Origin of the sequence: Paenibacillus cremeus, assembly GCF_007786445.1 — a bacterium.
GTDB classification, from domain to species: domain Bacteria; phylum Bacillota; class Bacilli; order Paenibacillales; family NBRC-103111; genus Paenibacillus_G; species Paenibacillus_G cremeus.
The window spans coordinates 126,893-152,247 of the sequence record NZ_VNJI01000010.1 but is presented as its reverse complement, the minus strand read 5'-3'; the positions used below and the strand labels follow the sequence as shown (position 1 = coordinate 152,247).

General features: G+C 50.8%; 27 protein-coding genes. 26 read left to right on the top strand and 1 reads right to left on the bottom strand.

Annotated elements, in window-relative coordinates; all coding sequences use genetic code 11:
- Positions 1-69 precede the first annotated feature (69 nt).
- The 26 genes from FPZ49_RS10435 to FPZ49_RS10315 all read left to right on the top strand — a co-directional run bounded on the left by FPZ49_RS10435 (position 70) and on the right by FPZ49_RS10315 (position 24,831).
- Positions 70-840 carry a GNAT family N-acetyltransferase gene (locus tag FPZ49_RS10435; RefSeq protein WP_144846230.1) on the top strand — a complete coding sequence of 257 codons (771 nt, stop codon included), beginning with the start codon at positions 70-72 and terminating at the stop codon, positions 838-840.
- A gap of 14 nt (positions 841-854) precedes the next feature.
- Positions 855-1,814, top strand: a complete 960-nt coding sequence (locus FPZ49_RS10430) for a lysophospholipid acyltransferase family protein (protein ID WP_144846228.1) — start codon at positions 855-857, stop codon at positions 1,812-1,814.
- A gap of 16 nt (positions 1,815-1,830) precedes the next feature.
- Positions 1,831-2,751 (top strand): metal-dependent hydrolase, encoded by a 921-nt coding sequence (locus FPZ49_RS10425; protein WP_144846226.1) that lies wholly within the window; start codon positions 1,831-1,833, stop codon positions 2,749-2,751.
- A gap of 135 nt (positions 2,752-2,886) precedes the next feature.
- The gene (locus FPZ49_RS10420; RefSeq protein ID WP_144846224.1) at positions 2,887-3,102 is read left to right on the top strand and encodes a hypothetical protein; all 216 of its coding nucleotides are present in this window, start codon (positions 2,887-2,889) and stop codon (positions 3,100-3,102) included.
- Between the two features lie 122 nt (positions 3,103-3,224).
- Positions 3,225-5,510 (top strand): DEAD/DEAH box helicase, encoded by a 2,286-nt coding sequence (locus FPZ49_RS10415; protein WP_144846222.1) that lies wholly within the window; start codon positions 3,225-3,227, stop codon positions 5,508-5,510.
- Entirely contained in the window at positions 5,507-7,060 is a 1,554-nt protein-coding gene (locus FPZ49_RS10410; RefSeq protein WP_144846220.1) for a ribonuclease H-like domain-containing protein, read from the top strand. Before FPZ49_RS10415 ends, FPZ49_RS10410 begins: the two co-directional genes overlap by 4 nt.
- A 61-nt stretch (positions 7,061-7,121) precedes the next feature.
- Entirely contained in the window at positions 7,122-7,931 is an 810-nt protein-coding gene (locus FPZ49_RS10405) for an Fpg/Nei family DNA glycosylase (protein ID WP_144846218.1), read from the top strand.
- Between the two features lie 13 nt (positions 7,932-7,944).
- Positions 7,945-8,793 (top strand): deoxyribonuclease IV, encoded by an 849-nt coding sequence (locus FPZ49_RS10400; RefSeq protein ID WP_144846216.1) that lies wholly within the window; start codon positions 7,945-7,947, stop codon positions 8,791-8,793.
- Complete coding sequence (locus tag FPZ49_RS10395) at positions 8,790-9,131, top strand: cyclic-phosphate processing receiver domain-containing protein (protein WP_144846214.1); 342 nt, start codon at positions 8,790-8,792, stop codon at positions 9,129-9,131. Before FPZ49_RS10400 ends, FPZ49_RS10395 begins: the two co-directional genes overlap by 4 nt.
- A gap of 22 nt (positions 9,132-9,153) precedes the next feature.
- Positions 9,154-9,918, top strand: a complete 765-nt coding sequence (locus FPZ49_RS10390) for an ABC transporter ATP-binding protein (protein WP_144846296.1) — start codon at positions 9,154-9,156, stop codon at positions 9,916-9,918.
- A complete protein-coding gene (locus FPZ49_RS10385) occupies positions 9,918-10,952 on the top strand; it encodes an SAM-dependent methyltransferase (RefSeq protein ID WP_144846212.1) in 1,035 nt (344 codons plus the stop codon). Before FPZ49_RS10390 ends, FPZ49_RS10385 begins: the two co-directional genes overlap by 1 nt.
- A gap of 26 nt (positions 10,953-10,978) precedes the next feature.
- Positions 10,979-12,100, top strand: a complete 1,122-nt coding sequence (locus FPZ49_RS10380; RefSeq protein WP_144846210.1) for a methyltransferase domain-containing protein — start codon at positions 10,979-10,981, stop codon at positions 12,098-12,100.
- A gap of 229 nt (positions 12,101-12,329) precedes the next feature.
- The gene (locus FPZ49_RS10375; protein WP_144846208.1) at positions 12,330-13,460 is read left to right on the top strand and encodes an AAA family ATPase; all 1,131 of its coding nucleotides are present in this window, start codon (positions 12,330-12,332) and stop codon (positions 13,458-13,460) included.
- Positions 13,461-13,500: 40 nt separating this feature from the next.
- Entirely contained in the window at positions 13,501-14,673 is a 1,173-nt protein-coding gene (locus tag FPZ49_RS10370; RefSeq protein ID WP_144846294.1) for a CpaF family protein, read from the top strand.
- Positions 14,673-15,515, top strand: coding sequence for a type II secretion system F family protein (locus FPZ49_RS10365; protein ID WP_144846206.1), 843 nt, complete (start codon positions 14,673-14,675; stop codon positions 15,513-15,515). The genes FPZ49_RS10370 and FPZ49_RS10365 overlap by 1 nt, the downstream gene beginning before the upstream one ends.
- A gap of 13 nt (positions 15,516-15,528) precedes the next feature.
- A complete protein-coding gene (locus FPZ49_RS10360; RefSeq protein ID WP_144846292.1) occupies positions 15,529-16,392 on the top strand; it encodes a type II secretion system F family protein in 864 nt (287 codons plus the stop codon).
- A 28-nt stretch (positions 16,393-16,420) separates the two neighbouring features.
- Entirely contained in the window at positions 16,421-16,645 is a 225-nt protein-coding gene (locus FPZ49_RS10355; protein ID WP_144846204.1) for a Flp1 family type IVb pilin, read from the top strand.
- A complete protein-coding gene (locus FPZ49_RS10350) occupies positions 16,642-17,667 on the top strand; it encodes a TadE/TadG family type IV pilus assembly protein (RefSeq protein ID WP_144846203.1) in 1,026 nt (341 codons plus the stop codon). Before FPZ49_RS10355 ends, FPZ49_RS10350 begins: the two co-directional genes overlap by 4 nt.
- Before the next feature lie 27 nt (positions 17,668-17,694).
- The gene (locus tag FPZ49_RS36720; RefSeq protein ID WP_261381349.1) at positions 17,695-19,050 is read left to right on the top strand and encodes a hypothetical protein; all 1,356 of its coding nucleotides are present in this window, start codon (positions 17,695-17,697) and stop codon (positions 19,048-19,050) included.
- 125 nt (positions 19,051-19,175) lie between these two features.
- Entirely contained in the window at positions 19,176-19,982 is an 807-nt protein-coding gene (locus FPZ49_RS36715; protein ID WP_261381348.1) for a hypothetical protein, read from the top strand.
- A gap of 121 nt (positions 19,983-20,103) precedes the next feature.
- The gene (locus tag FPZ49_RS10340; protein ID WP_261381347.1) at positions 20,104-20,664 is read left to right on the top strand and encodes a pilus assembly protein; all 561 of its coding nucleotides are present in this window, start codon (positions 20,104-20,106) and stop codon (positions 20,662-20,664) included.
- Positions 20,661-21,185 carry an A24 family peptidase gene (locus tag FPZ49_RS10335; protein WP_144846201.1) on the top strand — a complete coding sequence of 175 codons (525 nt, stop codon included), beginning with the start codon at positions 20,661-20,663 and terminating at the stop codon, positions 21,183-21,185. Before FPZ49_RS10340 ends, FPZ49_RS10335 begins: the two co-directional genes overlap by 4 nt.
- Entirely contained in the window at positions 21,164-22,651 is a 1,488-nt protein-coding gene (locus FPZ49_RS10330) for a DUF6382 domain-containing protein (protein ID WP_186445716.1), read from the top strand. The genes FPZ49_RS10335 and FPZ49_RS10330 overlap by 22 nt, the downstream gene beginning before the upstream one ends.
- Positions 22,652-22,657: 6 nt before the next feature.
- Entirely contained in the window at positions 22,658-23,530 is an 873-nt protein-coding gene (locus FPZ49_RS10325) for a PP2C family protein-serine/threonine phosphatase (protein WP_144846197.1), read from the top strand.
- Between the two features lie 41 nt (positions 23,531-23,571).
- Positions 23,572-24,513 carry a hypothetical protein gene (locus FPZ49_RS10320; RefSeq protein WP_144846195.1) on the top strand — a complete coding sequence of 314 codons (942 nt, stop codon included), beginning with the start codon at positions 23,572-23,574 and terminating at the stop codon, positions 24,511-24,513.
- Positions 24,514-24,540: 27 nt separating this feature from the next.
- Positions 24,541-24,831, top strand: a complete 291-nt coding sequence (locus FPZ49_RS10315) for a Dabb family protein (protein WP_144846193.1) — start codon at positions 24,541-24,543, stop codon at positions 24,829-24,831.
- Here FPZ49_RS10315 and FPZ49_RS10310 read toward each other — a convergent pair.
- Complete coding sequence (locus FPZ49_RS10310; protein WP_144846191.1) at positions 24,828-25,268, bottom strand: DUF2269 family protein; 441 nt, start codon at positions 25,266-25,268, stop codon at positions 24,828-24,830. The two genes, FPZ49_RS10315 and FPZ49_RS10310, sit on opposite strands and share 4 nt — an antisense overlap.
- Positions 25,269-25,355 lie beyond the last annotated feature (87 nt).

Here is a 25,355-nt window from a genome sequence, read left to right as displayed (position 1 = left end):
CGAAAACGCTGGCTTAATATTCCTCTGGTACGCTGAAGCTATACTTCCCTGAAGAGAGGCGTGTTGACGATGATTCAAACGGCAAACCCGATTACTCATCCGCATCCCAGTCTGGCGTTATTGCTCGCCGAGAGCACGGCCGATAAGGAACAAGCCATGCGTCTTCGTTATCAGGTATTCGTCGAAGAGGAAAAGAACATGCAGATGCGAACTGTCGACGGCTTGGAGCAGGATGCATACGACACTTTTTGCGATCATTTGATTGTCAAGGATTTGGACACGGATCGTGTCGTTGGCACCTATCGGCTGCTTCCCGGCGAACGGGCGCTGCAGAACATCGGATTTTATTCGGAATCGGAATTTGATTTAAGTGAATTCACCATGCCTAAGACGGCCACATTGGAACTAGGCCGCAGCTGCGTCGATCCGGCTTATCGCGGCGGAAGAGTCATTCAAATGCTGTGGGAGGGCATCGCGTCTTATATTACCGAGCGGGGCTATGATTATTTGATCGGCTGCGCCAGCGTTCATTTGCGGTCCATCGAAGAGGTGAACCTGATTTATTCGATGCTCAAGCAAAAGCAGGTCATTACGGATAAATACGGCGTTAAGCCGCTGCAAACACACCGAATCCCTGGGCTTCAGCAGGTAGAATTGGATCGAAGCGAGAAAGACATTTTTCGTCTCCTGCCGCCGCTGATGAAAGGCTACCAGTGGTTGGGTGCTGAAATTGGCGGAGATCCGGCTTATGATGCTGTATTTGAGACGGTGGATTTCTTTATTGTGCTGGAGCGGGAGCGCGTGAGCAGGAGATACCGCAGGCACTTTTTGAAACCGTAGGAGGAGGCTGTCGGATGTACGATTGGATTGGCAAAGCCGCCTCGAATGAGCGTCTGCTCCAGCGGTGGGTCACGTTCACCGGATGGCTGCCTCGAAGCTGGATGCTGGGCTGCTGCCGGATCACGGCGCTGCTGCTCTTTTGGGTGTCCGGACGCGACTTAAGGGAGAAGGTGCTGGGCAATTTGCTCGACCTGCTGCCGAAGCGTTCGGAAGCGGATTTGCGCCGGATCAGGCTCAGCTATTTTCAAAATTTGGTCATTACCCTGTATGAAATTGTCCTGGAAGCCCATCGGCTGGCGGGAAGCGAGCATTGGCGCTTTCAGGTGGAAGGCGAGGCACATTTGGAGGAGGCGCTTCGATTGGGTCGGGGCGCAATTGTGTATACACCGCATGAGGGCAATTTTTTTTACTACTACTGGTATTTGTGCCAAAAGTACGATTGTTTGACGGTTGCCACCGCCGGGAGTGCGGAGCTCCGTCCGCTTTATTTGAAGTTTCAGGCGATGGGCTGTCCCGGATTGGATTACGACAATACCCCGCCGCTGGAGCTGCTTAGGAGACTGAGAAAGCATTTGCAAGGGGGAGGCGTGGTGTTTTTACTCGGCGATTTTTGGCGGCCGACGTTTCCCCGCTCGCGTCTGTTCGGTCGGGATACGCGAACTCCGGATGGGGCTTCCAGCTTATCCATCGAGCAGCAGGTGCCGGTTATTCCGCTGCATGGATGGCGTGAGCGAGGGTGGGTTCATCGGCTGCAGTTCGAGCCCGCGCTGCACCTTTCTTCAGCATTTACAAGTGCTACGCGTTCGGATGCGACGATGCTGCTGAATCGATTTATGGAACGCGTAATTACTGAGTGTCCGGAGCAGTGGTTTTACTGGTTTAATGCGCATGAGCGCTGGGAGATCCACCATGCCTCTCAAAAACGAGAAGCAGAGAGGCCGCAGGAAGACTTGCATAACACGCATTCCGCCTGACAAAGGAGAGATTGCTATGGATACTGGAAGTCATCTGCTCTTTGGGGCTTCGTTAGCCGGTCTTGCTTTGCTTTGTCCCGCCATTGGGCAGGAGCCTGTTTTGGCACATGCGGTACTGACCGCGTCCATCATCGGCTCCCATGCCCCGGATTTCGACACGGTTGCACGGCTGAAAGGGATGTCCGCGTACCTTCGCATTCATCGCGGATTGACGCATTCGCTTCCTGCTCTGATGGTGTGGCCGTTTCTGATTGCCCTGCCCGTTGCCCAAGGCTTTCATGTGTGGCACGCTTGGCCGCTGCTTCTCCTTTGGACGTTTGCAGCGGTTTTTTTCCATGTGCTGCTCGACTGGTTCAATGCCTATGGGGTGCAATGCTTCCGGCCGATCACTCGCCAATGGTGTCACCTGGATTTTCTCGCGCTGTTTGAGCCGCTGCTTTTTGTGATCCATGCGATCGGGATTGTGCTCTGGGTGTTTACGGATTTCGCGCCGGGAACGGTATTCGCAACCATTTATGCGGCCACATTCGTGTATATCGGGCTCCGGTTCCTCCATCATCGATCCGTCCTGCAGAGGATCAGCCATGTATTGAAGCTGGAAGGCAGCTACCAGGCCCTTGCTAATATGCATTGGTTTCGCTGGCAGTTTGTGGTCGAGACCAAGGATCTGTATTATACCGGAAAAGTGATCGGGAAAGAGATCGTCGTGGAGGACGTGTATTCGAAGGGAATGCCGTGCTCAGTGGTGCAGGCGACGCTCAGTACGGATGGTGTTCGAGCGTTTCTGGCGTTTGCCCAGCGGATTCATGTCTGCTATAAAGAAAAACAGGACGGATACGTCGTTGAATGGCGGGATGTACGCTTTCGGCATAATCATAAGCTGCCTTTTGGCGTCGATGTGACGCTGGATCGCAATTTGAACGTTGTCGATCAGTAGCTCGGCTGGCGGAAGAAAGCTTGGGATCCTCCTTTTGTCTAGAGTAAAACCATCTCCAAGTATGAAGAATGTGGGAATGGGTAAGAATAGTTGCAGTAAAAATCAATCAACTTCAGCTGACGGAGGGATTGCGGCATGGATTTCACAAGTCAAGACATTGCAGTGATCGATCAAGCGTTGCGTATCGCTATGCGGTCGCAGACATCGGAATCGAAGGTCCATCCATTTTATGAAGTGCTTTCCAAATTGCAAGCCAAAGCCGACATGGCGATGAGCAGGCCCTATGCCCACGCTAGCAGTATCCCGGACGGTGTCCGGTACGATTACGACGATTCGTCGGATTTGCTTTAAAATAGGACCTGGAGCGGGACGCGATTCCGTTTCAGGTCTTCTTTTTTGAAGAAGTGATTGATGCCCGAACATGTATTCGGTATAATGAGGGTAACGCTTTTTGGCACAAAGGAGTTACGCTGATGAACCGATTAACCGGCAAAGTTGCCTCTATAGATGAAATGATTGAACTGGTCAAGCAAACGCCTGAGCTGATGTCTCAGGTGACGTATTGGCATACGATTCCACCTCGCGAGGGGCGGTATGACGATTTTCCTGCCGAGCTGAACGATCAACTGCAGGAAGCGCTGAAGGGTCGCGGAGTTAGCCGGCTGTATTCGCATCAAGCGGAGTCTTTCCGTGAGGTGAGCCGCGGTCGTCATGTCGTGACGGTTACGCCGACGGCATCCGGCAAGACCTTATGCTACAACCTGCCCGTAGTCCAGGGCATCTTGAACGATGAGAGCGCGCGTGCGCTCTATTTGTTTCCCACCAAAGCGCTGGCACAGGATCAGGTGGCCGAGCTGCAGGAGCTGGCGGATGCGATGGGCGCAGACATCAAGACGCACACCTATGACGGCGATACGCCGCCAACGGTTAGGCAAGCGATTCGCAACGCCGGGCATATCGTCGTGACGAATCCGGATATGCTGCATTCCGCGATTCTGCCGCATCATACGAAGTGGGTCAAGCTGTTTGAAAATATTAAGTTCATCGTGATCGATGAAGTTCACTCGTATCGTGGAGTATTCGGCAGTCACGTTTCGAACGTGATTCGGCGGTTGAAGCGGATTTGCCGGTTTTACGGCTCGAATCCGCAGTTTATTTGCGCTTCCGCCACCATTGACAATCCGAAGGAGCACGCGGAGCGGCTCATCGGCGAGACGGTGTCGCTGGTGGATAATAATGGTGCACCTGCAGGCGAGAAGCATTTTGTGTTCTACAACCCGCCGGTCGTGAACGAACAGCTCGGTATTCGCAAGAGCAGTGTGCTGGAGACGCGCAAGATTGCAGGAATGCTGCTTCGGCAGGGCGTCCAGACGATTGTCTTTGCACGAAGTCGGGTGCGGGTGGAGATTTTGCTCACCTATCTTCAAGAGCTGGTAGCGCACGAGCTGGGCAGCAAGTCGATCCGCGGCTACCGGGGCGGCTATTTGCCGAAGCTGCGGCGGGAGATTGAGCGAGGGCTGCGCAGCGGTGAAATTCGCGGTGTCGTGAGTACGAACGCGCTGGAGCTTGGGATCGATATCGGCCAGCTTCAGGCGTGCGTGCTGAATGGTTATCCGGGCTCGATCGCCAGCACCTGGCAGCAATCGGGGCGCGCCGGACGACGACAGGAAAGCTCAATCACCTTCCTTGTGGCGAGCAGCAATCCGCTGGATCAATACATGATTCAGAACCCGCGGTATTTTATCGAGCGGCCGCCGGAGCAGGCGCTTATTCATCCTGATAACCTCATCATCTTGGTTGACCATGTCAAGTGCGCGGCCTATGAGCTGCCGTTTGAAGTGAACGAGAAATTTGGCGACGAGTCGCTGAAGGATATTCTTGAGTTTTTGACGGAGGAGCAAATTTTGCACCGGGTCAAGGATCGCTGGCACTGGATGGAGCAATCGTTCCCGGCCCATGATATCAGCTTGCGCTCGGCTGCACAGGAAAATATCATCATCATTGATATGACGAACGGCGCCCGCGTACTTGGCGAGGTAGACCGCTTCAGTGCACCGACGCTGGTGCATGAGGAAGCGATTTACATCCACGAAGGGATTCAATTCCAAGTGGAAAAGTTGGATTACGAAGAGAAGAAGGCATACGTTCGCGAAGTGAATGTGGATTACTTTACGGACGCGAGCTTAGCAGTGCAGCTCAAGGTGCTGCACGTGCATCGAGAAGCGGTGCATCGCGGTTTGGAGCGGCAGTTCGGGGAAGTGACGGTCAACGCGAAACCGACGATTTTCAAGAAAATCAAGCTGCGCACCCACGAGAATATCGGCTCCGGGCCGATTCATTTGCCGGAAGAGGAGCTGCATACGAGCTCTTATTGGTTCACCTTCGAGGACGAGGTCGCCAAGACGATGACAACGAACGACATGCAATTTGCGCTGCTAGGCTTGTCCAACGTGCTGGTTCATATCGCCCCGCTTTACTTAATGTGCGACCCCCAAGATATACGAGTCGTTCCGCAGGTAAAGGCTTTACATAACAAAAAACCGACGATTTTCTTCTATGACCGGTATCCAGGCGGTGTAGGACTTAGTGAGCGGTTGTTCGAGGTACATGGGGAGCTGATCACGGAAGCGGAGCGGTTGATCGCCTCTTGCGGCTGCTTGAGCGGTTGCCCAGCCTGTGTGGGTCCGATTGAAGAAGTCGGCCTGACCGGCAAGCAGCTGTCGCTCGGTTTGCTTCGGCAATTGGGGGGCTCCCGATGAGTTCGCTGCGAGAACGATTGCTGAGGCATAAAAAGCCGTCGTCTGTGGGCAGCAGCATTCAGGAGCCGGATGATGCTGCTAGGTATGATCGCTTGGATGAAGCTGAGACTAAGGCAGCACAAGAACGGGCGGATTGCAATGAGTGGCAGGCCATAGAAGGAATGATGGAGAGCAACGAATGGGGCTCCTTTGTGCTGCGCCGGCGCACTTACACGCCCGGCTTCCGCCATGGCAAGTACGTGCTGAGTGAGCTGGAAGGGGAGGGAGAGCCGCTCCGGTTATTGTTAGCCAAATCGTCGGAGCTTTCCGTTGCAATTGAGGGGACTCCCTTGCACGAACAGCTGCTTTTTATCGATACGGAAACGACGGGGCTTGGACTTGGAGCGGGGAATGTCCCTTTTATGGTCGGGATTGGCTTCTATAACGGCGGCGTGTTTACCGTGGAGCAAATGCTGATCCGGCATCCAGGCGAAGAGATCGCCATGCTGGCTCATCTGCAGATGAAGCTAAGAGAGCGACCGATTCTGATCTCATACAACGGCAAGTCGTTTGACTGGCCGATTGTGAAGGGCCGATATATTATGAATCGATTGCCGCTGGAAGTCGAGCCGGAGGGGCATATCGATTTTTTGTATCCATCGCGAAGCCTGTGGAGGCACACACTTCCTTCATGCCGGTTGGGTAAGGTGGAGGAAGAGCGGCTGGAGGTGCATCGGGAGGACGATGTACCGGGTTCGATGGCCCCAGCGCTTTACTTTCAATATTTGGCGGAGAAGGATCCTTCCGTGCTGAAGGGCGTCTTTTTGCACAATGAGCTGGACATTTTGTCACTGGCCGGGCTTGCGGTTCATTTCGCCGGGGTGCTTGCTGGACGGATCAGTTGGCGGCAAACCCGGGTGTACGGGCTTGAGGAGTGGTTTCGGCTGGGGCTCTGGCTCGATCGGCTGGGACTAAGCCCTGCTGCGAATGAAACGATGGATGCGTTGTCCGAGACATTGCTTTTGGAAGAGGATGATTCGTTAGAAGTGCATGATCTCGAAGCGGAAGATGGCTCAAGTCACTGGCTGCCGCTGGCGCAGTATTATAAGCAGCAGCAGCGATATGATCAGGCCTGTGCGCTGTGGAAGCGGTACATTGCACTTAAGGGAACGCGGAGCACGGCTTCACTCGAGCCCTATATCGAGCTGTCGATGTACTACGAGCATAAGGAGAAGCAGTGGGAGACGGCCTTGCAGTATGCTGAGCTCGCACTGGATAAGGTTTGGCAGCGGGGAGCGCTCATGCGAAGCGGCAAAGGAAGAGCGGCACCAAGTGGTAAAACGACGAAGAGAGCCCGAGGCTCTGGGAAATCTGATCCTGTGGATAAGGAAGCGCTGGAGTTGGAAAAGCGGATCGAACGGTTACGGCGGAAAACCGCTAATCGTAGTACCCCCGCTGCGTCAGTAAGGAAGCCGAGAGCGCCCAAGCCGTTAGGGGTGGAAGCCCAATCCAGCCGGGGGACGAAGCTCCAGGCGGAGCAATTGTCACTCCTGATCGAGCACAGCGTATAAATCCATCCGGATTTGGGAATCCAGTGTAAGGAATCCGAGCTTAGCTGGAAGGAGAATGACAATGCCCGAGCTACCAGAGATGGAAAATTACCGCCAGCTGCTGAGCGGAAGAATTATCGGTCGAACGATTACCGGTGTGGAGATCGGCAGGGAAAAATCGATTAATTTGACCCCGGAGCAGTTTGAACGGGAGGTCGTCGGTCAAGCGGTTCGATTCATCGAACGCAGAGCGAAGCATTTGCTGTTTCATCTCTCCTCCACGCGTGTGCTTGTGCTGCATTTGATGCTGGGCGGGATGATGTTTTACGGACGAAAGGAGGAGAAGCCGGATCGAACGGTCCAGGTGCGACTTTCGTTTGGAGACCACCACCTATTCTTTATCGGGCTGCGTCTTGGCTATCTTCACCTGCATGAGGCGGATGAGCTCCCAACGGTGATGGCGAAGCTGGGTCCGGAGCCGTTTGACCCGCAGCTAAACGAAGACCGATTTGCTGAGCTGTTGCGCCGTAAGAACAGCACCCTCAAAAATACACTGGTGGATCAGAGCGTGCTAGCCGGCATTGGTAACTGCTACAGCGATGAAATCTGCTTTCATGCCAGCTTGCGCCCCGTGAATCGAACCACGGCTCTCTCAGAGCAGCAGCTTTCACAGCTTTACCAATCCATGAGAACGGTATTGAACGAAGCGACACGATTTGGAGGCTATATGGAAATGCCACTGTTTGTCGGTGACACCTTGACCGGAGGCTTTGACAGCCGCTGCCGTGTATACGACCGGGAGGGAGAGCCCTGCGAACGGTGCGGTCATCCGATCGTTTTTCAAGAAGTGTCCTCCAAAAAATCGTACTGCTGTCTTCACTGTCAGCACTAAGGGAGCGTAAGCCATGAAGGTCGGCAGTCATGTCAGCACACGGGGAGGCTACCTGGAAGCAGCCAAAACAGCGATGAAGCTTGGGGGGGCTTCGTTTCAGTATTTTCCTAAGAATCCCAGGGGCTTATCGGTGAAGACGTTCAATCGTAAGGATGCCGAGCTGTGTGCCTCTTTTTGTAAGGAGCATGGGCTGGTTAGCATCGCTCATACGCCCTATCCGACGAATTTGGCGGTGGAGGAAGGAGAGCTGCGCCGGGTGACGATCGCCTCGCTGCGCAACGACTTAGAGATTGCAGACACCTGCGGTTCTGTGGGCATCATTGTCCACTTTGGCAAATATAAAGGGTCTGACCCGTTACAAGGCTATAAAAATATTATACAATGTATAGATGAAGTGCTTTCCGGGTACGCTGGACGCGCGTTAATGCTGATCGAAAATCAAGCGGGTGAAGGCAGCAGGATGGGGACGACACTCGAGGAGCTGGTTCAAATTCGGAGCTTATGCGCTTATCCGGAGCTGGTCGGCTTTTGCCTCGATACGTGCCATGCTTACGCCTCCGGCTTATGGCCCTCGTCGCAGGATGGCTGGGTGGAGCTGGAGGACAAGGCTCATAAGCTGGGTTATTTCGCATCGCTGCGAGCGATTCATTTGAACGATTCCATGTACCCCGGAGGCGCATGTAAAGACAGGCATGCCATGATAGGACAAGGTGAAATCGGCGAAGACCGATTTAGTCAGCTGCTGCGCTCCAAGGTGCTAGTACAGCAACCGGATCTTCCTGTGGTGCTGGAAACGCCGGTGCCGAAGGGAGCGACACACGCGACGGAAATTCGCTACGTGAAGGAGCTGATGCAGAAGTGATCCACCTCTATTTGGACGATTACCGCTCCTGTCCCAAAGGTTTGGTGCTCGCGCGCTATGCCGAGGAGTGCATTCTTCTGCTGCAGGAGTTCGAAGTGGATGTACTGTCGCTGGATTATGATTTGGGCTGGGGGCACCCGAATGGGATGCACGTTGTCACCCAAATCGTAACAAGCGGTCGGTATCCAAGGCGTATCTATCTGCATACGTCAAGCGATAGCGGAAGACAGGCGATGTTCCAAATGCTGTATTCACATAAACCGGATCACGTCCAGCTGCACAACGGTCCGATGACACCCGAGCTCCTCATGGAAATTGCTCAATCCGCTCAAGAATAGGTTGTGATGATCCGTGTCTCAAATTATGTCTTTAAGCCAAATTGATTTTGTACGTGAAGACCGCCATATTTTATCTGATATTAACCTCGATATTCGTCAAGGAGAGCACTGGGTGATTCTCGGAAAGAACGGCTCCGGCAAAACGACCATATTGGAGCTGCTCAATGGGTATCAATTTCCTACTAGAGGAAAAGTGCAGGTGCTCGGCAATATTTATGGAGAATGCGACGTACGCGAGGTTCGCAAGCGCATTGGATACGTTAGCCAATCGTTATACGAGAAGCTAACTCCTGCCGATTCGGTCTGGGAGGTTGTCGCTACCGGGGAGTATGGCTTCCTGCGATTTTATCAAGAAATCCCGGATGAGGTAAAAGAGAAGGCGATTGAGATGCTGGGCACCGTCAAGCTAGCGCATCTAGCTTATCAGCCGCTTGGAACCTTGTCGCAAGGAGAGCGCAAGAAAGTCATGCTAGCCCGTTCGCTCATGACCGAGCCTTCCATCCTCATTATGGACGAACCGTGCTCCGGCCTGGATCTTTTTGAACGGGAGAAGCTGTTGGAGACGGTTAACGTGCTTAGACAGAAACATATTACCGTCATTTATGTCACTCACCATATTGAGGAAATTATGCCGATGTTCAGCCATGTCTTCTTGATTGATCAGGGGCGTATTATTGCCTCCGGCGCCAAGCAAGAGGTGCTCACCGAAGATAATTTGTTTAAGGCGTATCAGGTTCCAATAAAGCTGGAATGGTTCAACGACCGTCCGTGGATTAAGGTGTTGTAATGGAAAAATCCGTATTTATCGGCACATCAAATCGAGGCTTTGCTCAGCAGGCGCAGGAAGAAATTCGCAGGCTGTTCACCGTACCTGTCCACAGTGTGTGGCTGGTGCCGAACGAGATCTTCAAATTTGAGCTGGCCGTCAATCGTGCTGAAGCTGTAAAGATGCTGCTCGAAAAAGAACCGGCTTTCTTGCGACATATGCACCCCGTAGATGCAGAGGCGGAATGGGGCGGGACAAGCGAGAGTGCCCTGCATTTCGCACTTGAGTATTTGCGAACCAGCGGCTCGCTGAGTGGACTTCGAGTCGCGGTGCAAATTCGTAAGACCGAGGATCAGATCGGCGGCGAATGCAGTCCTTCCGAGCTTAAGCAGGAGCTGGATGAGATGCTCGCCAAAGATTTTGGAGCTGAGCCTGTGGTCAAAGAAGCGGATGAAATCATCTCGATGCTGCTTGCGAGAGACCGTCTTTATATTGGCCGCTCGAAGCCGAGTGAGAACTTGTCCGATTGGTCTGGTGGAGCCGTCCGCTTCCGCAAGGAAGACGGGCAAATTTCCCGCGCCAAATTTAAACTGCTGGAGGCCGAGTCGGCGTTCGGACTGGACTTCTCGCAATATCGCTCCGCGCTGGATATCGGTGCAGCGCCTGGTGGCTGGACTTCACTTCTCCTGGAGCGAGATGTGCAGGTTACCGCGGTAGATCCGGCCAAGCTGGACGCAGGCCTACTGCGAAACCCGAAGCTGACCTATTTGCAAAAAAACGCAGGCGACGTCGTATTTTCTTCGAATGCGTTCGATTTGCTGGTCTGTGATATGAGCTGGAGCCATCGACAAATGGCGAAGCTGGTCAAAGGGCTGTTGTACGCGCTGCAAGCTGGTGGAACGGCGATCATTACCGTCAAGCTGATGAACAAAAAAGCGTTTCAAACGCTTCGAGAGGTCATCCAAGATTTATCGCCTGAGCTAGAGGTCCAGAAGGCGAAGCAGCTGTTTCATAACCGCGAGGAGTTAACGCTGTTTTTGCTTAAGCGGTATTAGACTTTTTTGAAGGCAGGTCTTGATCGATGTCGGAAGCGAAGTTCTGGAATGAGCACTATGAGGGCATCCGTACGGAGCAGGTTCGGTATGATTTTTGGCTGGAGCCCTTCCAAGAGGTGCTGAGCAGCTCCAATGGGATTCCCATTCTGGATTTGGGCTGCGGCGCCGGTAACGATACGCTTTATTTGACTGAGCGCGGGTATCAGGTGATTTCGTGTGACTTATCGGAGGAAGCGCTCAAGCATGCGAGCCAGCTTGTTCCTACAGCACAGACGCAGCAGCTGAATTTGCTGGAGCCCTTGCCATTTTCAGACGATTCCGCGCAGGTCATCATATCGGATTTGAGTCTCCATTATTTTGCATGGGCGGATACGGAAAAGGTAGCTGCCGAAATTCATCGCGTGCTGCGTCCGGGTGGGGTGCTGCTGTGCCGGGTGAATTCAACGCATGATGTGGAATATGGCGCCGGGCAGGGAGCGCAGCTGGAACCGCATTACTTCGAATGGGAAGGCAAACGCAAACGTTTTTTTGATCGTGGGCAGCTGGAGAAGCTGTTTTGCCAAGGCTGGAAGATTACACGCATGGATGAACAGTCAATGAACCGCTATGGTAAGCCCAAGCAGGTCTGGGTGCTGGCGGCGCAAAAAACGAGCCGAGGAGCTGGGGACATGGATACGTACGCGTTGATCCAAAAATATGCCGATGGCTATAACCTGTTAGTCGCTGCGTTGGACGGAGTGAGTGAGGAGCAGCTTTTGTTTAAGCCGGGTGAGAAGAAGTGGAGCATTAAAGAGGTGGTCATCCATCTTTGCGATGCCGAGCTGGTGGCGCTGGACCGGATGAAACGGGTGATTTCGGAAAACCAGCCGTTTTATTTTAAATTCGATCCCGATGCATGGGCTAACCGTTTGGATTATCACTCGCTGGACATGCAGACGTTCTTGTACTTGTTCCGCGCATTGCGTGTTTCCATGGCCTCCATTTTGGAAAATATGCCGGATGATGCGTGGCAGCGGTCAGGTGTTCATAATGTAACCGGCAAGCAAACGCTGCAGGACCTGGTCCAGATGTTTCTTGGACACGTGGACCGTCATATCCAGCAGATTGAGCGGAACAAGCGGGATTTTGCGGCCTTCAATCAAGAATGAATGGGAAATACGTTTGCAATTACCACATTTTGTGCTATAATTCAGGTAATTCAACTCAAACACAAGCGGAAGCACCGCTGTTCGAGGACTTGGTCCTTGGCAGCGCGTGCTTTTTTTTGTTTTGAAAGGGGGCGAGCCAGCAATTGAACTTCGTACAAGCTATGGAGCATAGGGGGAGATGCGGGAACAGAATAGAAGTAACGCAGCTCAAATGTAAGGAGGAAAGTGCATGAGGAAAATGACCCTGGTTTTGCTCGATTCCGATCGGTATTTCAGTGAGATGCTGTCTGTTTTTATTCGTACCTCAGAATATGCTGACCGTTTTACTATTCATTGTTTTTCATCTAAGCCGCAGGGGCTGCAGTTTCTCGAAGAAACGCAAGAGCCTTTCATATTGCTGGTTCAAGAAACCTGGTTGCCGCTACCTGAGACTTTAGCCCGGTTGAAGCTTGGCTGCACGGTGTTAATTAGTGATCATCATCACTCTGTGCTTGAAGTCGACTATCCTGTGCTCTGCAAATTCCAGCCGCTGGACCGTCTGCTCTCCGAGGTAGCAGCACATTACAACGACTATTGCGCTGTACAGCAGCCACTGCTAGGCTCCCGAAGCACCCGAGTGATTGCGGTCTATTCGACAGTTGGAGGAGCGGGGAAGACGGTCACGGCACTGCAAATAGCCAAGCAGCTAACCCTGCACGGGGAGCGCGTATGCTGCGTAAGCTTCGAAAGGCTGCCTTCCTACGCATGGTATCCTGTTCAGGATGCCGCAGGAGCTGAGGCTTTTTCCAGTATGGTTTACTACGCCAAGATGAATCCTAAGCTCCTTTCTAGCAAAATCGAGCGGTGGAAATCGAAACATCCGGTCATGAAGTTTGACTACATACCACCGCTTGCCCATCTCCGGGAATGGCAGGAGCTGACAGAGGATGACGCGGCATCCATCCTGCAAGGTCTTGTGGATGCCAAGCTGTATGATGTGCTTGTGCTGGATCTCGATTCCATATTAAACGACGTAATGCGTCAGCTGCTAGTGAAATCGGATCAAGTCCTATGGCTTTTGCTTGACGATGTGGTATATCTGCAAAAAACAGTTACATCCTTATCTGAGTTCAGACAGACGGATGAGCCCGATTCGTGGCTGGATCTCAAGAAAAAGATAAGCTTTGTTCAGAATAAGCGGACGGGTGCGCCTTTGAACGATTTTGAGGGGCTTGGCTTCCGTTTGAGCGGTGCTCTGCCCTATGTTCCAGATTGGAAGGCGATCGGGAGGCTGGAGCAGCTGAGCAGTCCGATGTTTGCCGAAGCAGCGGCAGAGCTGGTTCGGAGTAAGGAAAGCGAGGTCGTCTCGCTTGTGGTCTAACGAAACGAAGCTGGCGCTAAAGCAAAAGATTAAGGAAGCCATGGATTATGGCAGCTCAATGACCGATGAAGCGCTGCTGGAAATGATTGAGCAGGAAGTGTTCGCCTACTCTCGTACCTCCTACATCACAGCAGGGCAAAAAAAGCTGCTTGTACAAGAGCTGTACCATGCATTTCGTGGATTGGATGTACTTCAGCCGCTGGTGGATGACCGTTCGATCACCGAAATTATGGTCAATGCACATGACCAAATTTTTATCGAAAAAGAGGGACAGGTGCTGCATACCGATGTTCGGTTCGAGAGCAGGGAGAAGCTGGAGGATACGATCCAGGCTATTGTGGCCAAAGTGAACCGGATGGTCAATGAATCCAGTCCCATTGTCGATGCAAGGCTGAAGGACGGCTCAAGGGTCAATGTCGTATTGCCGCCCATAGCACTGCGTGGTCCCGCGATGACGATTCGCAAATTCCCCGAACAGCCATTAACGCTGAAGGATTTATTGGCTCGAGGAGCGCTGACGGAAGAAGCGATGCATTTCTTAATTCATCTAGTGCAGGCGAAGTACAATATTTTTATAAGCGGAGGTACGGGATCGGGGAAGACGACTTTTTTAAACGCGCTGGCCCAGTACATACCGCCTGATGAACGCATAATCACGATTGAAGATTCGGCAGAGCTGCAAATCCGAGGTATTCCGAATATGGTCAGCCTGGAAACGAGGAACGCGAATACGGAAGGCAGGGGAGAGATTCCGATTCGCGATTTGATCCGTTCTTCCTTGCGGATGCGTCCTAACCGGATCATCGTTGGAGAGGTACGGGGAGCAGAGGCGCTGGATATGCTACAGGCTATGAATACTGGGCATGATGGTTCGTTATCGACCGGGCATTCGAACTCCGTCAAGGACATGCTGAGCCGGCTTGAAACGATGGTGCTGAGCGGTGCAGCGAAGCTTCCACTAGAGTCAGTGCGTAAGCAGATGACCTCGGCGATTGATATTATGGTGCACCTGAGCCGACTTAGAGACCGTTCTCGGAGAGTGACGGAAATCTGTGAGGTTGCTGGTATCTCAGATGGAGACATCCAGATCAATCCGCTTTATCGATTCGTAGAAACCGGCGTTACGGAGGAAGGCAGAGTAATCGGACAGCTGGAAGCCGTTGGGGTCTTACATGAACGGATCTGGAAGCTGCAGATGGCAGGGATGGTGTAATGCTTCGGAACATGAGGACTTTGGAGAGCAGTAAGTCGTTCGTTTGGTGGGGCAAACGACAGGCAAGTGAGATTATTCGCGGAAAAGAGTCAAGGAAGCAGCTGCCCGACTACGATACGTACCTGCTCAGCTGGAGAGAATTCGTATTTTCTTCGCTTTGGGGAGCGGTTGTCATGGGGGGGATTGCTTATGTGTTCTTTAAGCAGCCGGCTATTTGTATGATTTTTGCGCTGGCGGGTCTTTCTTATTCTCGGCAATTTCGGAAGGGACAGATTCGGAAGCAAAAGACACAGCTGAAGCTGCAGTTTAAGCAAATGCTTGCTGCGCTCTCTTCTGCACTTGGAGCTGGGAGATCGGTGGAATCGGCGCTGCAGGAGGCATTGAGTGATCTTCAAGTATTGTATCCCGATTCCGGAGCCATGATTGTGACGGAGTTAGGACTTATGGTGCGGCGAATTGAGAATGGTGAAACGGTAGAAGCTTGCCTTATGGGCCTTAGCCGAAGAGCGCATATTGAGGAAATCGATCAATTTGCCGAGGTGTTTGTTACCTGCAAGCGATTAGGCGGAAGTCTGGTCCAGGTGATTCGACGTACTGCGACGATACTGCAGGATAAGCTGGAAATTGAGCAGGATATTCAGGTGCTTCTGGCTCAGAAACGGTTTGAAGCTAGAGTGCTGAGTGCGGCGCCTATTGTGATTATTGCTTTGCTTGCGTGGAGTACACCTGAATATATGGAGCCTCTATATCATGGTGGGGGATTGCTGATCATGGGCGTCGCGCTGGTTGTACTGTTTGGCTGCTATCTGCTGACCCAAAAAATTATGAATATAAAGGTGTGAACATTCCTTGTGGATGCTCCTGTTGTTTTTGGTTGAACTCGCGGTAGCTGCTGCAGCGTCAGCCGTATTTCGTTCGCGGTACGCTCCGTGGCTTCATGCTAACAAAGGATTGTTTGTAGCCGGGTGGGGATTTTGGCTGCCTGCGGCCTTATGGTTTATGGATCGCGTTCGTATAACCGAGCATTTTTCTGCTGCGATTGGAAAAGTTCATCAGACGATGATCGGACTGCACGGGGCCAAAGCGGCCGTGACCCAAACGAAAGGGTACGTCGTCCGGTTGATATTGCTCTGTTACGCGATGTTTTGCCTTAGTACACTTCTTAGCTGGGCAGCAGGCAATGATGAAATACTGCTTTATGGTGTGCTGCTGATGCTTGCGCTTCCCTTTGTTCAATTCCAGCAAGAGGCAGTCCGCTTGAAACGAAAAAAACAGCAGATGCTCATGGAGCTGCCGGAAGTGGTTAATCAGTTAATGCTGCTGGTCGGCGCGGGGGAGACCGTTCAGCAAGCCTTAATCCGCTCGATTAGTTCCAAAAGCCATACGAATAGCAGCCCCCTTTTAGCTGAGCTGGCACTTGTCGTTCAAATGCTGCAAATGAACGGTTCATTTCCCCGTGTCATGGAAGAGTTCAGTAAACGATGCGGGCTGCAAGAGGTGTCTTTGTTCACTACAACACTGCTGCTGAATTATAGGCGGGGCGGAGACGAGCTAATGTTATCTTTGAAGGAGCTTTCCATAACGTTATGGGATAAGCGCAAGGCGCTGGCCCGGACTCTGGGCGAAGAGGCCTCTTCAAAGATGGTTTTTCCGATGGTTATGATTTTCTTTGTAGTCATGGTTATGGTTGCAGCTCCGGCCATCATGATGATGAATTAGTACATTTAAACAAGTAGAGGAGAGATGAATGATGGAACGTTTGCAGCAAGCGTGGAGTCGGTTTTGGAACGAGGAGGATGGCCTGGGAACCTTGGAAATATTGCTGATTATCGCGGTCTTACTTATCATTGGCATCGCGTTTCGCAAATGGATCGTGAAGTGGATGGGCCAGCTGTTCAACTCTGCGGATACGCAAATTAATGGCGAGACGAACAGTATCAGGTCTGACGCGGATACCCTTTCACCACAATGACAACCTCCATTCCAGTCCAATGGCGACGATTCATTCGCAGTTCGAGTGGTCAGTTTGCCGTTGAAGCTGCTTTGACGATGCCTGTCATTTTCATTGCAACGATCAGCTTCATCTTTTTCGTTTTATATGGGTACTACCAGTCTTCCCTTGTACATGCGGCTGCAAGTGCGTCGGAACGAACGGCATTCGTTTGGGATAACAGCAAGAAGGATCTCATGACCGGCGAAGTCACAGAGGGAGCGAACGACGGGCTATATTGGCGTTTGACGAATGATAATGTGTCGAATGTACTAAGTTTTATTTTGCCGACAGGCGTGGTGAAGGTCATGCTTCCGCTGCAAAGCTCCCAGGTCCATGGGGAGAAAACGGCCGATCCGGCAGGAAAGCTGGTCAAAACGGCGGTTACTTTCCCGACGCAATGGCGCGGAGAGCTTCGGTATGAAAATGGGGGGCTGCTGCGCCGTGTAGGGGCCAGTCTGGAGCAAGCGTTCAACGCGCCATCTTACGCCCGAATTTTGTGGAACAAATCTGATGCAGCAGCAAATGCAGGAAGCTATGTGACAGATCCTGTCGAAATGATCTGGCTTACGGATTTGACGCGCACGTTTATTTCGGAAATACAAGGTCGAATCAAGCCCAAAGATGCCGCAGATGTATTGGTCGAGCCCCGCAAGAGCTTAGAGGAGCCTGTACGAATCAACAGCCACGCGCAAGCTGCGGATTATTTACGAGTTTTAGTTGGCGGAACGGCGCAAGTGGTACAAGTTAGTCCCGACCGGAAGAGAGAAATCGATGCCATGGATGCTGGGATGGTAGCTCATCAGGCTTATTACACGTTCAACGAAACCAACCTGCGGGAAGAGCAAATGCCAAAGGATGCGGAGCTTTTGAAGCAAGGGACCAAGGTTCGCGGTGTCGTCTGGCACTTCTTTAAACTATCCAAGCAGGATAAGGTCAAGCTGAGCCAAGGTCTGAAGCAGGAGCTGGAGCGCAATGGGATTGTTGTTGTTTTACACGAATAGATCAAGAGTAGGAATGGAGGGGGAGGCTTGCTTTCGCACTGGAAAAGCTGGTGGACAGAGCAGCATGGGGCTGTTTCAGTATATTTCATTTTAATTTTAATTCCGCTGTTTCTTCTATGCGGCTTGTTAATTGATGTCATTCGCTGGAAAAATGCATCCAGAGAAACAGAGCAAGCGGTCAAAGCTGGAGTCCGCTCCGTCTTATCAACATTTTCAAGTACTCTGCAGGCTTACGGGCTATATGCCATGGAGCCGGCTGCTGATGAGCAGTCGGCCGTTTTTGAACGGACGGTTGCAGGCAACTTGGACGTGATTGAAAACGAAGGTTCCTTCAGGTTTATTGATACGAAGCTGATACCTGGCAGTGCAAGGATAGTTCCGATGTATTCCTTGGCCAATCATAATGTACTAAAGCAGCAGATTTTAGAGGAGATGAAATATCGGGCGCCGATCTTGTATGGACTACAGATTCGGGACACCTTTCAGAAGACGGGTCTTGCCGCTCAAATGAATCAAGCCTCTCGCTTCTCAGAGCGCGCGGAAAAAGTCGATGCTATGCTGGAAGAAAGAGATGAGCAATTGGAGAAGGCATGGAAAGCGTTCGAAGACATCTACCAAAAGGCGCAAAATTTGCATCCGTTTTACAAAACACAGCTCAGGGACTTGAATGAACTAAGCGGTCGTATCGGGATTCATACGGCAGAAGAGATACGCAACACGTTACAGCAAGCTCGTAATCAAGTAAAAGCATTGGAAGATCAAATCCGCAACATTGATATGTCGATGGCTTCCTTGGCCCAAGCAGGGATCAGCGCGGCTGATGCGATCATGCAATTAAACCAATCCCGATTGCAATTGGTTAATCAGTTTCAAACCGCTTCACAGCTCGTCACCGAGTATGAACAGCTGCTTAACGACATTTTGCGTTATGCACAGCTGCTTACGGTCCTTAAGCTGAAATCTGAAACGGATTTTGCCGCCGTATCGACTTTGAATGACTCGTTTCAAGAGGCGATGAAGCAAGCCATTCGTGTCAACGACTCATTAAATGCAGAGCTCAGTACAGAAGCCTCCAAAAGCGGGCTGGCCGCTGATGCGGTATATCAAAATCTAAAACTTGTAAATCGGCAGGAGCTGGAGGAATTTGGTGCGGGAGTAAGTACCGCGGTATCCCTATTTTCCGGCGTTCATGCGCAAATCCAGGACAGTCTAATGTTTACGCAGCAAAAGTACAGCTCGACCGATTCGGCGTTGGATCTTTTTTTGCAAAAGGCTGTTGATCTGTATTCCAGACAGAGTCCCTTACAAGCGGAGCGGGAGCAGAAGCGAAATGACAACTCTGCGGCCAAAAAGGACCAGCGCAATAAAACGAAGCCGATCTAGACCAAATCCGACAAGGACTCGGCACTTGCAGCCTTATATCCGATGTTGATCCCTATGAATCGAACTATAACCTCCTTCAAGGAGATCCGGGGGTCGCAGGGAGCAGCGGCTATTATCAGACTTACTTGAACAGCAATCAGCGGCAAAATAGCATCCAGCCATTGCCTGATATTAATTTATTGGAAGCGGACCAAGCAGGTCTTAGCGCCATGAAGCTTTTTGCCGGGCTTAGCGATCTTATAGTGGATGTGCGGGATGAATTTTATGTCGATGAATTCGCTCTTAATAAGTTCAGCTATCGAACTTTAGGGCTTGAAAAAGACGGCGCAGGCGCTCCTAAGGAATCTAAGGAACTACCGCTTCCTGCACAGCACAAGCTTAAGAACCAGGAAGTGGAGTATATGCTTTATGGGTCACATTCCTGTGCTGGTAATTATTCTATGGCTTACGCGGAGTTGTTTGCCGTTCGACTGGCGGTTGGGATCACGGAGGCTTTAGCAAAGCCGAGCAATGAGGTGCTTGCTGCCGGGTCGCCGATGCTTGTGCTGCTAAAAGCGGTTGTGGAGGGTGCTATTGCGGCGCAGCAAGATGTTACGAAGCTTATTCAAGGTGAGCAGGTACCGATCACCAAAGGCTTTGCTAGTTCGCTTACGTTAAGCTACAAAGATTATCTTCGTCTATTTTTGCTCCTCCACAGCAAAGAATCAGTGCTGCTTTCACGAATGCAAGCGCTTCTGCAATTGAACACAGGGATCCAGTTAAGCGAAGCCTCAACATATACCGTGGGTACGGCAAGTGCCTCGCTTCACTTATGGTTTCTACCAAATGTTATGAAAACGCTCGAAGCAAGAGGGTTTTCCGGCTGTGAAGGCGGAGTTGGGGCTGGCAATAACATATGCAAAATGACTAGAACAGCGCATTTGAGATACTAGGAGGACATTTAGATGTCGATGAGGTGGGTAAAAGATCAGCAGGGAAGCATGGTGCTCGAAGCTGCGCTGGTGCTTCCCTTTTTTCGTTGCTTTCTTGATGCTGCTCTTTGGTTTTGTTCAAATGGCGCGAGCGGATATGGCGCTTCAGTCCGCTGTTTCCGAATCGGCTAAAGTAGCTGCTGCGAATATGTATCCGGTGGAGCAAGTGTATCGGAAAGGGCAGGCGAAGTGGGCTAACAGCCGGGCGAGCGGTTGGCTGAATAACGTAGTGTCTCAAGCGGAGTCCGCAAGGGAGAAGGTGATCGACGCCGAGACGTTCTCCGAAGAATATGAGCGTTGGATCCCGGATGCATTATTGCAGCTTGTACGAATTGAGCAGGAGCGTAGGGAACAGCTCGAGGCCTGGGGGCAATCGACGACCGAGGAGGCAAAAAACCAGCTCAATCAAAAGCTAGCCGAGGCTGCAACTCCCGTCGTAGCTTCTTTGACAGGGGTTCAAGGCTTGGATCGGAAGCGGTTGAAGGTGACTTCGATCGGCTTTCCCGATTTGGATGATAAAACGAACAGCTATATCACTATTGAGGCACAGTATGAGTATCATTTTGCCGTCCCCTTTTATCACAAAACGGTCTTGCTCAAGAAAAAAGCGGTGGAACGGGCTTGGGTAGGTGGAGCGGGTTGATTGTATTTTGGCTTGCGGGGATCATGCTGGCGATCGCCTTTATTACGGATACGGCCAAGCAGCAAATCCCGAATGTTTTAAACGTAATTGGAATTTTTACCGGATTACTGCTTCATTGGTTGCTTGACGGATGGGATGGGCTTGCATTCGCAACTATGGGGCTTGTTTGCGGGTTCATCCCAATGTTTGTACTCTACTTATTACGTGCGGTTGGTGCCGGCGATGTGAAGCTGTTCACGGCATTAGGCTCTTTAACTGGTGCAGGCTTCTCGCTCTATGTTATGGTCTTTTCGCTTCTTGCAGCGGGAATGGGCGGGATAATCCTTTTGTTATTTCGAAAAGATGGTATGTGGCGGTTACAGTGGCTGAGCTATCTTTTTATTCGACTGTTTGTTTGTCGCGATTGGACTGTTTTTAAGCAAGTCACGCCAGCTGCCGAAACACTCCATTTTCCGTTTATGTGGGCTGTACTCCCCGGGGCTGTGTATGCATTTTTCAGTTGGAAGCTTATGATGGCCTGATCGAAAGGGGTATACCAATGGCTGATTCACTGTATGATCTGCAAGTTGACTATGTTCGTCATCATGGACATTTCATGGTGCTGTCTTCTCCTAGAGGACTTAAGCCAGAGGAGCTATCCTCTTTTCAGATGACCATGCTGTCTACGAACCCCGTTCCTAAGCTGCTGCAGGTTCAGTTGGAGGCACGAGAAGGGGAGATTCAGCTTTATTATACGATCACGGGCAAACGAATCTTGAGGCATTGGCTAAGGCTGGAGAAGCTGTCGCTGTATCAATTTTATTCCATGCTATACCAGATCGCATCTGGACTAGACGATAGCAGAGTGTATATGCTTCAGCCTGAGCGATATGTCTTGAAAGATGAATTTATTTATTACGGGGACAGTCTGGACGATTTGTATTTCACATATGTTCCTGTTGAGCAGTTAGAAGGGAAGGCGACGATCTCTGAGGATCTGCAGCATCTGGCTTCACGTTGGATTCATCGGGTTACCGAGCTTCATGGCAGCGGCTATCAGGAGCTAATGAGTTATTTAACAGCGGAGCATTTTAATTTGCCTGAATTAACGCAGCTGTTGCTTAAACAGATGCGTTTAGCAGCTGAGGTGTGGAAGGAACAAGATGAAGTACCGATTCGCGGAGCGCGGTTGGAAAGAAATGCGAAAGTAGATTCTGAGGTGCAGTTCGTAGAGCAGCACATCAGCCCTGGAGAAACCTTATTCCCTTTATCTGCAGAAGGGGATGGTAAAGCACTGCCGGAAGTTAAACCTAATCAGCTTAAGCGAAAATCGATCTTAATGGGTGCAACAGCCATCCTTGCCTGCTGTTTTGTCTGGAAGCTGTATGCGGACACCCCGGGGACGCGTATGCTTTATATTTGCTCCGCTGTGACCATGCTTCTAGTCTGTGCCGTCTTCTTCCTTCTGAGAAAACAACGAGAGCAGGTCTTCGAAGAGAATAACAGTCATATGGTGGTGGCGGAGCCCTATGAGAATATGAAAATTAATGAAGCTGATGCAGATGATTTTTTGCGAGAAATTGGATTAGGGCAATCCAACTCGTCTAGGGAAGTTCGGTCTAATTCCAAAACCTCTATGCAGACCACACCACTTCTCTCTTCGAATGCAACAGTTTTATTGGGCCGTTTAGCTCAAGCAGGGAGTCCAACGAACCCATATTTTGAATATTCGCGGGAGGGTGTTAGACAGACGGTCATCATTCATAAAAGTCCTTTTGTTATTGGGAGAACGGAGCTGGGTGTAGATTGGGTATGGGAGGAAGAAGGCGTGTCCCGGCTGCACGCGGAGATTGTCAAAGAAGGCGACAGTATCTCGATAAAAGATTTAGGATCACGCAATGGAACATTTTTGAATGGGGAACTTTTGGTGCCATACCGGGTGCATCCGCTGAAGGAAGGTGATATTATTAAACTTATAACGACAGATTTTGTCTATAAAATGAGGTAGTCACCGTTGAATCTAACGTTTTCCATACATTGGAAGTATGGGGCTGGCACGCACACCGGCTGGTTTCGTACATTAAATGAAGATCGCTCATTGCTGCGTATGGGAACCTCTCCTAGCGGAGTACCCTATGCTGCTGCCGTGATGGCAGACGGAATGGGAGGAACCGGCGACGGTGGACTGGCAAGCGAGCTGGCTGTAGAGAAGCTAAAAACGTGGATGGAGCAAAAGCTGCCCACGGTTCTGGATGATTCGAAGTGGATGAGCAGACTGGAAATCGAAGGTACAGCGCTGCTTCATAACTTACACCGACATTTGGTGGACAAGCGTCGAGCTCATGGACAGACATTAGGCACTACGCTAACCCTATTGGTGCTATTTCAGTCGGTTTACAATATTTTTCATATTGGTGATTGCCGAATTTATAAATTTTATTCATCGGGACGGCTTGCGCAGTTAACCCGTGATCATTCATGGGTAGCGGAGCAGGTCCGCAAGGGCTTCCTCGCGAAGCACAAAGCAAGAACGCATCCCAAGCGTCATATTCTTACCCAAGGCCTGGGCCTCGGAAAAGAGCCAAAGGTCTATGTTCGATCCGGAACGTACCACCCAGGTACACTATTTCTACTAACTAGTGACGGCTTTCATGATCGGTTTTCCAACGAGGCGATAGCTATCATGCTGCGAAGAGCATCTAGCAGTTTGGAGCCACAGGACGTATGTGATCAATTGATCACACGAGCATTGGACAAGCATGCTGACGATAATATTAGCTTGCTTCTGATTAAGCCGATTGGCAGAAATAAGACGCTGAGAGCGCTGTTAGGAATTAGGACGAAGCTATGCTGGCTTTGGATTCGACGTTTATTGAGGCGCAGCTGATAAATACTAGATTTCACTCATTTTCTACTGGGGGGAAATTGATGAATGAAACATTAATTGAAATACTGAAACAGCTTCAATTGCTGACAGCCGGACAGGGAGAGTTGGTTTCAAGGATTGATAAGATTGAGGTGGGCCAAGATCGAATTACCGGAAGACTCCAAGCATTTGAAGTCGGCCAAGACAAAACCAATCTGCGTCTTGATCGCGTTGAGGAGCAGTTATCAGAGATCCCGAGGATCCGGGAAGATGTAGGGATATTACACCAAGCCGCAGCAGATTTACCAAAAATCCGTGAAGCCGTCACGGATATCCCGAAAATCCGAGAGACAATTTCTGTAATTCCCAAGTTGCTTGAAGAGGTTGATGAGATAAGCCAAACCGTAGCGGATATTCCAAAGTTCCGAGAGGCTATATCAGATTTACCCAAGATTCGCGAAGCCGTAGCTGATATCCCAAAAATCCGAGAAGCAATATCGGAAATTCCCAAGTTGCGTGAAGAAGTCACGGAGATACGCCAGTCTGTTACTGATCTACCCAAAATACGCGAAGCCGTCGCGGATATTCCAAATATCCGCCAAGCCGTCTCCGAAATTCCGCAGATACGTCGAGCTGTTGCCGAAATCACAGCGATCCGCCAAACCGTATCCGAAATTCCAATGATCCGCCAAACGGTATCTGAAATTCCAATGATACGTCAAGCGGTGATGGAAATGTCGCAAAATTTGAAGCAAACGGAAGCGAACCAAAAGACGTTCGAGCGGCATATGTCCACAGAATGTAGTAACTTTGAATATACCATTGATATCCTTCATAAAGAGCAGCTCAAATTGAAAACGGACATCGAGAAGCTAAAAAAAATCGTCAATAAATTAAATCTCCAAAAGGCCATTGAACCCGCATTGGGGGATGGCTTTTTTTACTCCGGTGGTAATGGTATAATGTTATGGTTATATTTGAAATTTGGGCCGATCTGTACATAGGTCGCTGCATAAGGAGCGGAGAAAATTATGATCACGCATGTTGTATTTTTTAAATTAAAGGACCGCAGTCCGGAAGCGATTAAAGTCACTTACGATGTACTGAAAAATATGGATGGAAAAATTCCGGTGCTCCGTCATATCGAAGTGGGCATGGACGTCCTTCATCAGGCTCGCTCTTACGATATCGCTCTGATTACAAAGTTTGATTCACTAGAAGATCTTCAAGTCTACGACGAGCATCCGGTGCATGTCGAAGTAAAGGCGCATATGAAGCAAGTGCTGGACGGCACTAGTCTTTGTGTAGACTTCGAAAGCTAGGCCGGCCACAGCTGGGGCTTCATAATCATAAGCCAGAGCATGAGAAAGAGGACGAATAAATAGACATACAGCGAGCGGCTCAGCTTTTTTAGAAGGGCTGCTCGGTCTTGGTCAGCGGATTGGCGGAGCTTGCGAATAGTCGGGGAAAACGCCCGAGCCAAAAAAAAGATCGATCCGAACAAGACGGCAAACGTGCCCGCAATCCATGGTGTGGTCCATGGCCAGCCTCCGAGCCACATAAGCAAGAAGCCCGATGCGACGAGAACATGCCCGGCATGCTTGGATAAACGGACGACAAAATGAAATGAGTCCAACATCGAGGATTGCAGCGCACCATCAGCAGAATGCAATTTGCGAAGCATGGGGATCAAGACGAAGAACGGTCCGATGGATACCATCGCACTAACCGAGTGGATAAATACAAGCCAATGATACATTGTAGCGAGCCTCCAAAAGAAACAGTAGCATTGCAAGGGATGAGGAACAAAACAGTGCAGCAGTAGCTGCTCACGACTCAGCTGTGA

What these genes read in the sequence shown, in the direction of transcription:
- FPZ49_RS10435 (WP_144846230.1), top strand. Translation starts at nt 70, where the DNA reads ATGATTCAAACGGCAAACCCGATTACTCATCCGCATCCCAGTCTGGCG.
- FPZ49_RS10430 (WP_144846228.1), top strand. Translation starts at nt 855, where the DNA reads ATGTACGATTGGATTGGCAAAGCCGCCTCGAATGAGCGTCTGCTCCAG.
- FPZ49_RS10425 (WP_144846226.1), top strand. Translation starts at nt 1,831, where the DNA reads ATGGATACTGGAAGTCATCTGCTCTTTGGGGCTTCGTTAGCCGGTCTT.
- FPZ49_RS10420 (WP_144846224.1), top strand. Translation starts at nt 2,887, where the DNA reads ATGGATTTCACAAGTCAAGACATTGCAGTGATCGATCAAGCGTTGCGT.
- FPZ49_RS10415 (WP_144846222.1), top strand. Translation starts at nt 3,225, where the DNA reads ATGAACCGATTAACCGGCAAAGTTGCCTCTATAGATGAAATGATTGAA.
- FPZ49_RS10410 (WP_144846220.1), top strand. Translation starts at nt 5,507, where the DNA reads ATGAGTTCGCTGCGAGAACGATTGCTGAGGCATAAAAAGCCGTCGTCT.
- FPZ49_RS10405 (WP_144846218.1), top strand. Translation starts at nt 7,122, where the DNA reads ATGCCCGAGCTACCAGAGATGGAAAATTACCGCCAGCTGCTGAGCGGA.
- FPZ49_RS10400 (WP_144846216.1), top strand. Translation starts at nt 7,945, where the DNA reads ATGAAGGTCGGCAGTCATGTCAGCACACGGGGAGGCTACCTGGAAGCA.
- FPZ49_RS10385 (WP_144846212.1), top strand. Translation starts at nt 9,918, where the DNA reads ATGGAAAAATCCGTATTTATCGGCACATCAAATCGAGGCTTTGCTCAG.
- FPZ49_RS10380 (WP_144846210.1), top strand. Translation starts at nt 10,979, where the DNA reads ATGTCGGAAGCGAAGTTCTGGAATGAGCACTATGAGGGCATCCGTACG.
- FPZ49_RS10375 (WP_144846208.1), top strand. Translation starts at nt 12,330, where the DNA reads ATGAGGAAAATGACCCTGGTTTTGCTCGATTCCGATCGGTATTTCAGT.
- FPZ49_RS10370 (WP_144846294.1), top strand. Translation starts at nt 13,501, where the DNA reads ATGGATTATGGCAGCTCAATGACCGATGAAGCGCTGCTGGAAATGATT.
- FPZ49_RS10365 (WP_144846206.1), top strand. Translation starts at nt 14,673, where the DNA reads ATGCTTCGGAACATGAGGACTTTGGAGAGCAGTAAGTCGTTCGTTTGG.
- FPZ49_RS10360 (WP_144846292.1), top strand. Translation starts at nt 15,529, where the DNA reads ATGCTCCTGTTGTTTTTGGTTGAACTCGCGGTAGCTGCTGCAGCGTCA.
- FPZ49_RS10355 (WP_144846204.1), top strand. Translation starts at nt 16,421, where the DNA reads ATGATGGAACGTTTGCAGCAAGCGTGGAGTCGGTTTTGGAACGAGGAG.
- FPZ49_RS10350 (WP_144846203.1), top strand. Translation starts at nt 16,642, where the DNA reads ATGACAACCTCCATTCCAGTCCAATGGCGACGATTCATTCGCAGTTCG.
- FPZ49_RS10340 (WP_261381347.1), top strand. Translation starts at nt 20,104, where the DNA reads ATGGCGCGAGCGGATATGGCGCTTCAGTCCGCTGTTTCCGAATCGGCT.
- FPZ49_RS10320 (WP_144846195.1), top strand. Translation starts at nt 23,572, where the DNA reads ATGAATGAAACATTAATTGAAATACTGAAACAGCTTCAATTGCTGACA.
- FPZ49_RS10315 (WP_144846193.1), top strand. Translation starts at nt 24,541, where the DNA reads ATGATCACGCATGTTGTATTTTTTAAATTAAAGGACCGCAGTCCGGAA.
- FPZ49_RS10310 (WP_144846191.1), bottom strand. Translation starts at nt 25,268, where the DNA reads ATGTATCATTGGCTTGTATTTATCCACTCGGTTAGTGCGATGGTATCC.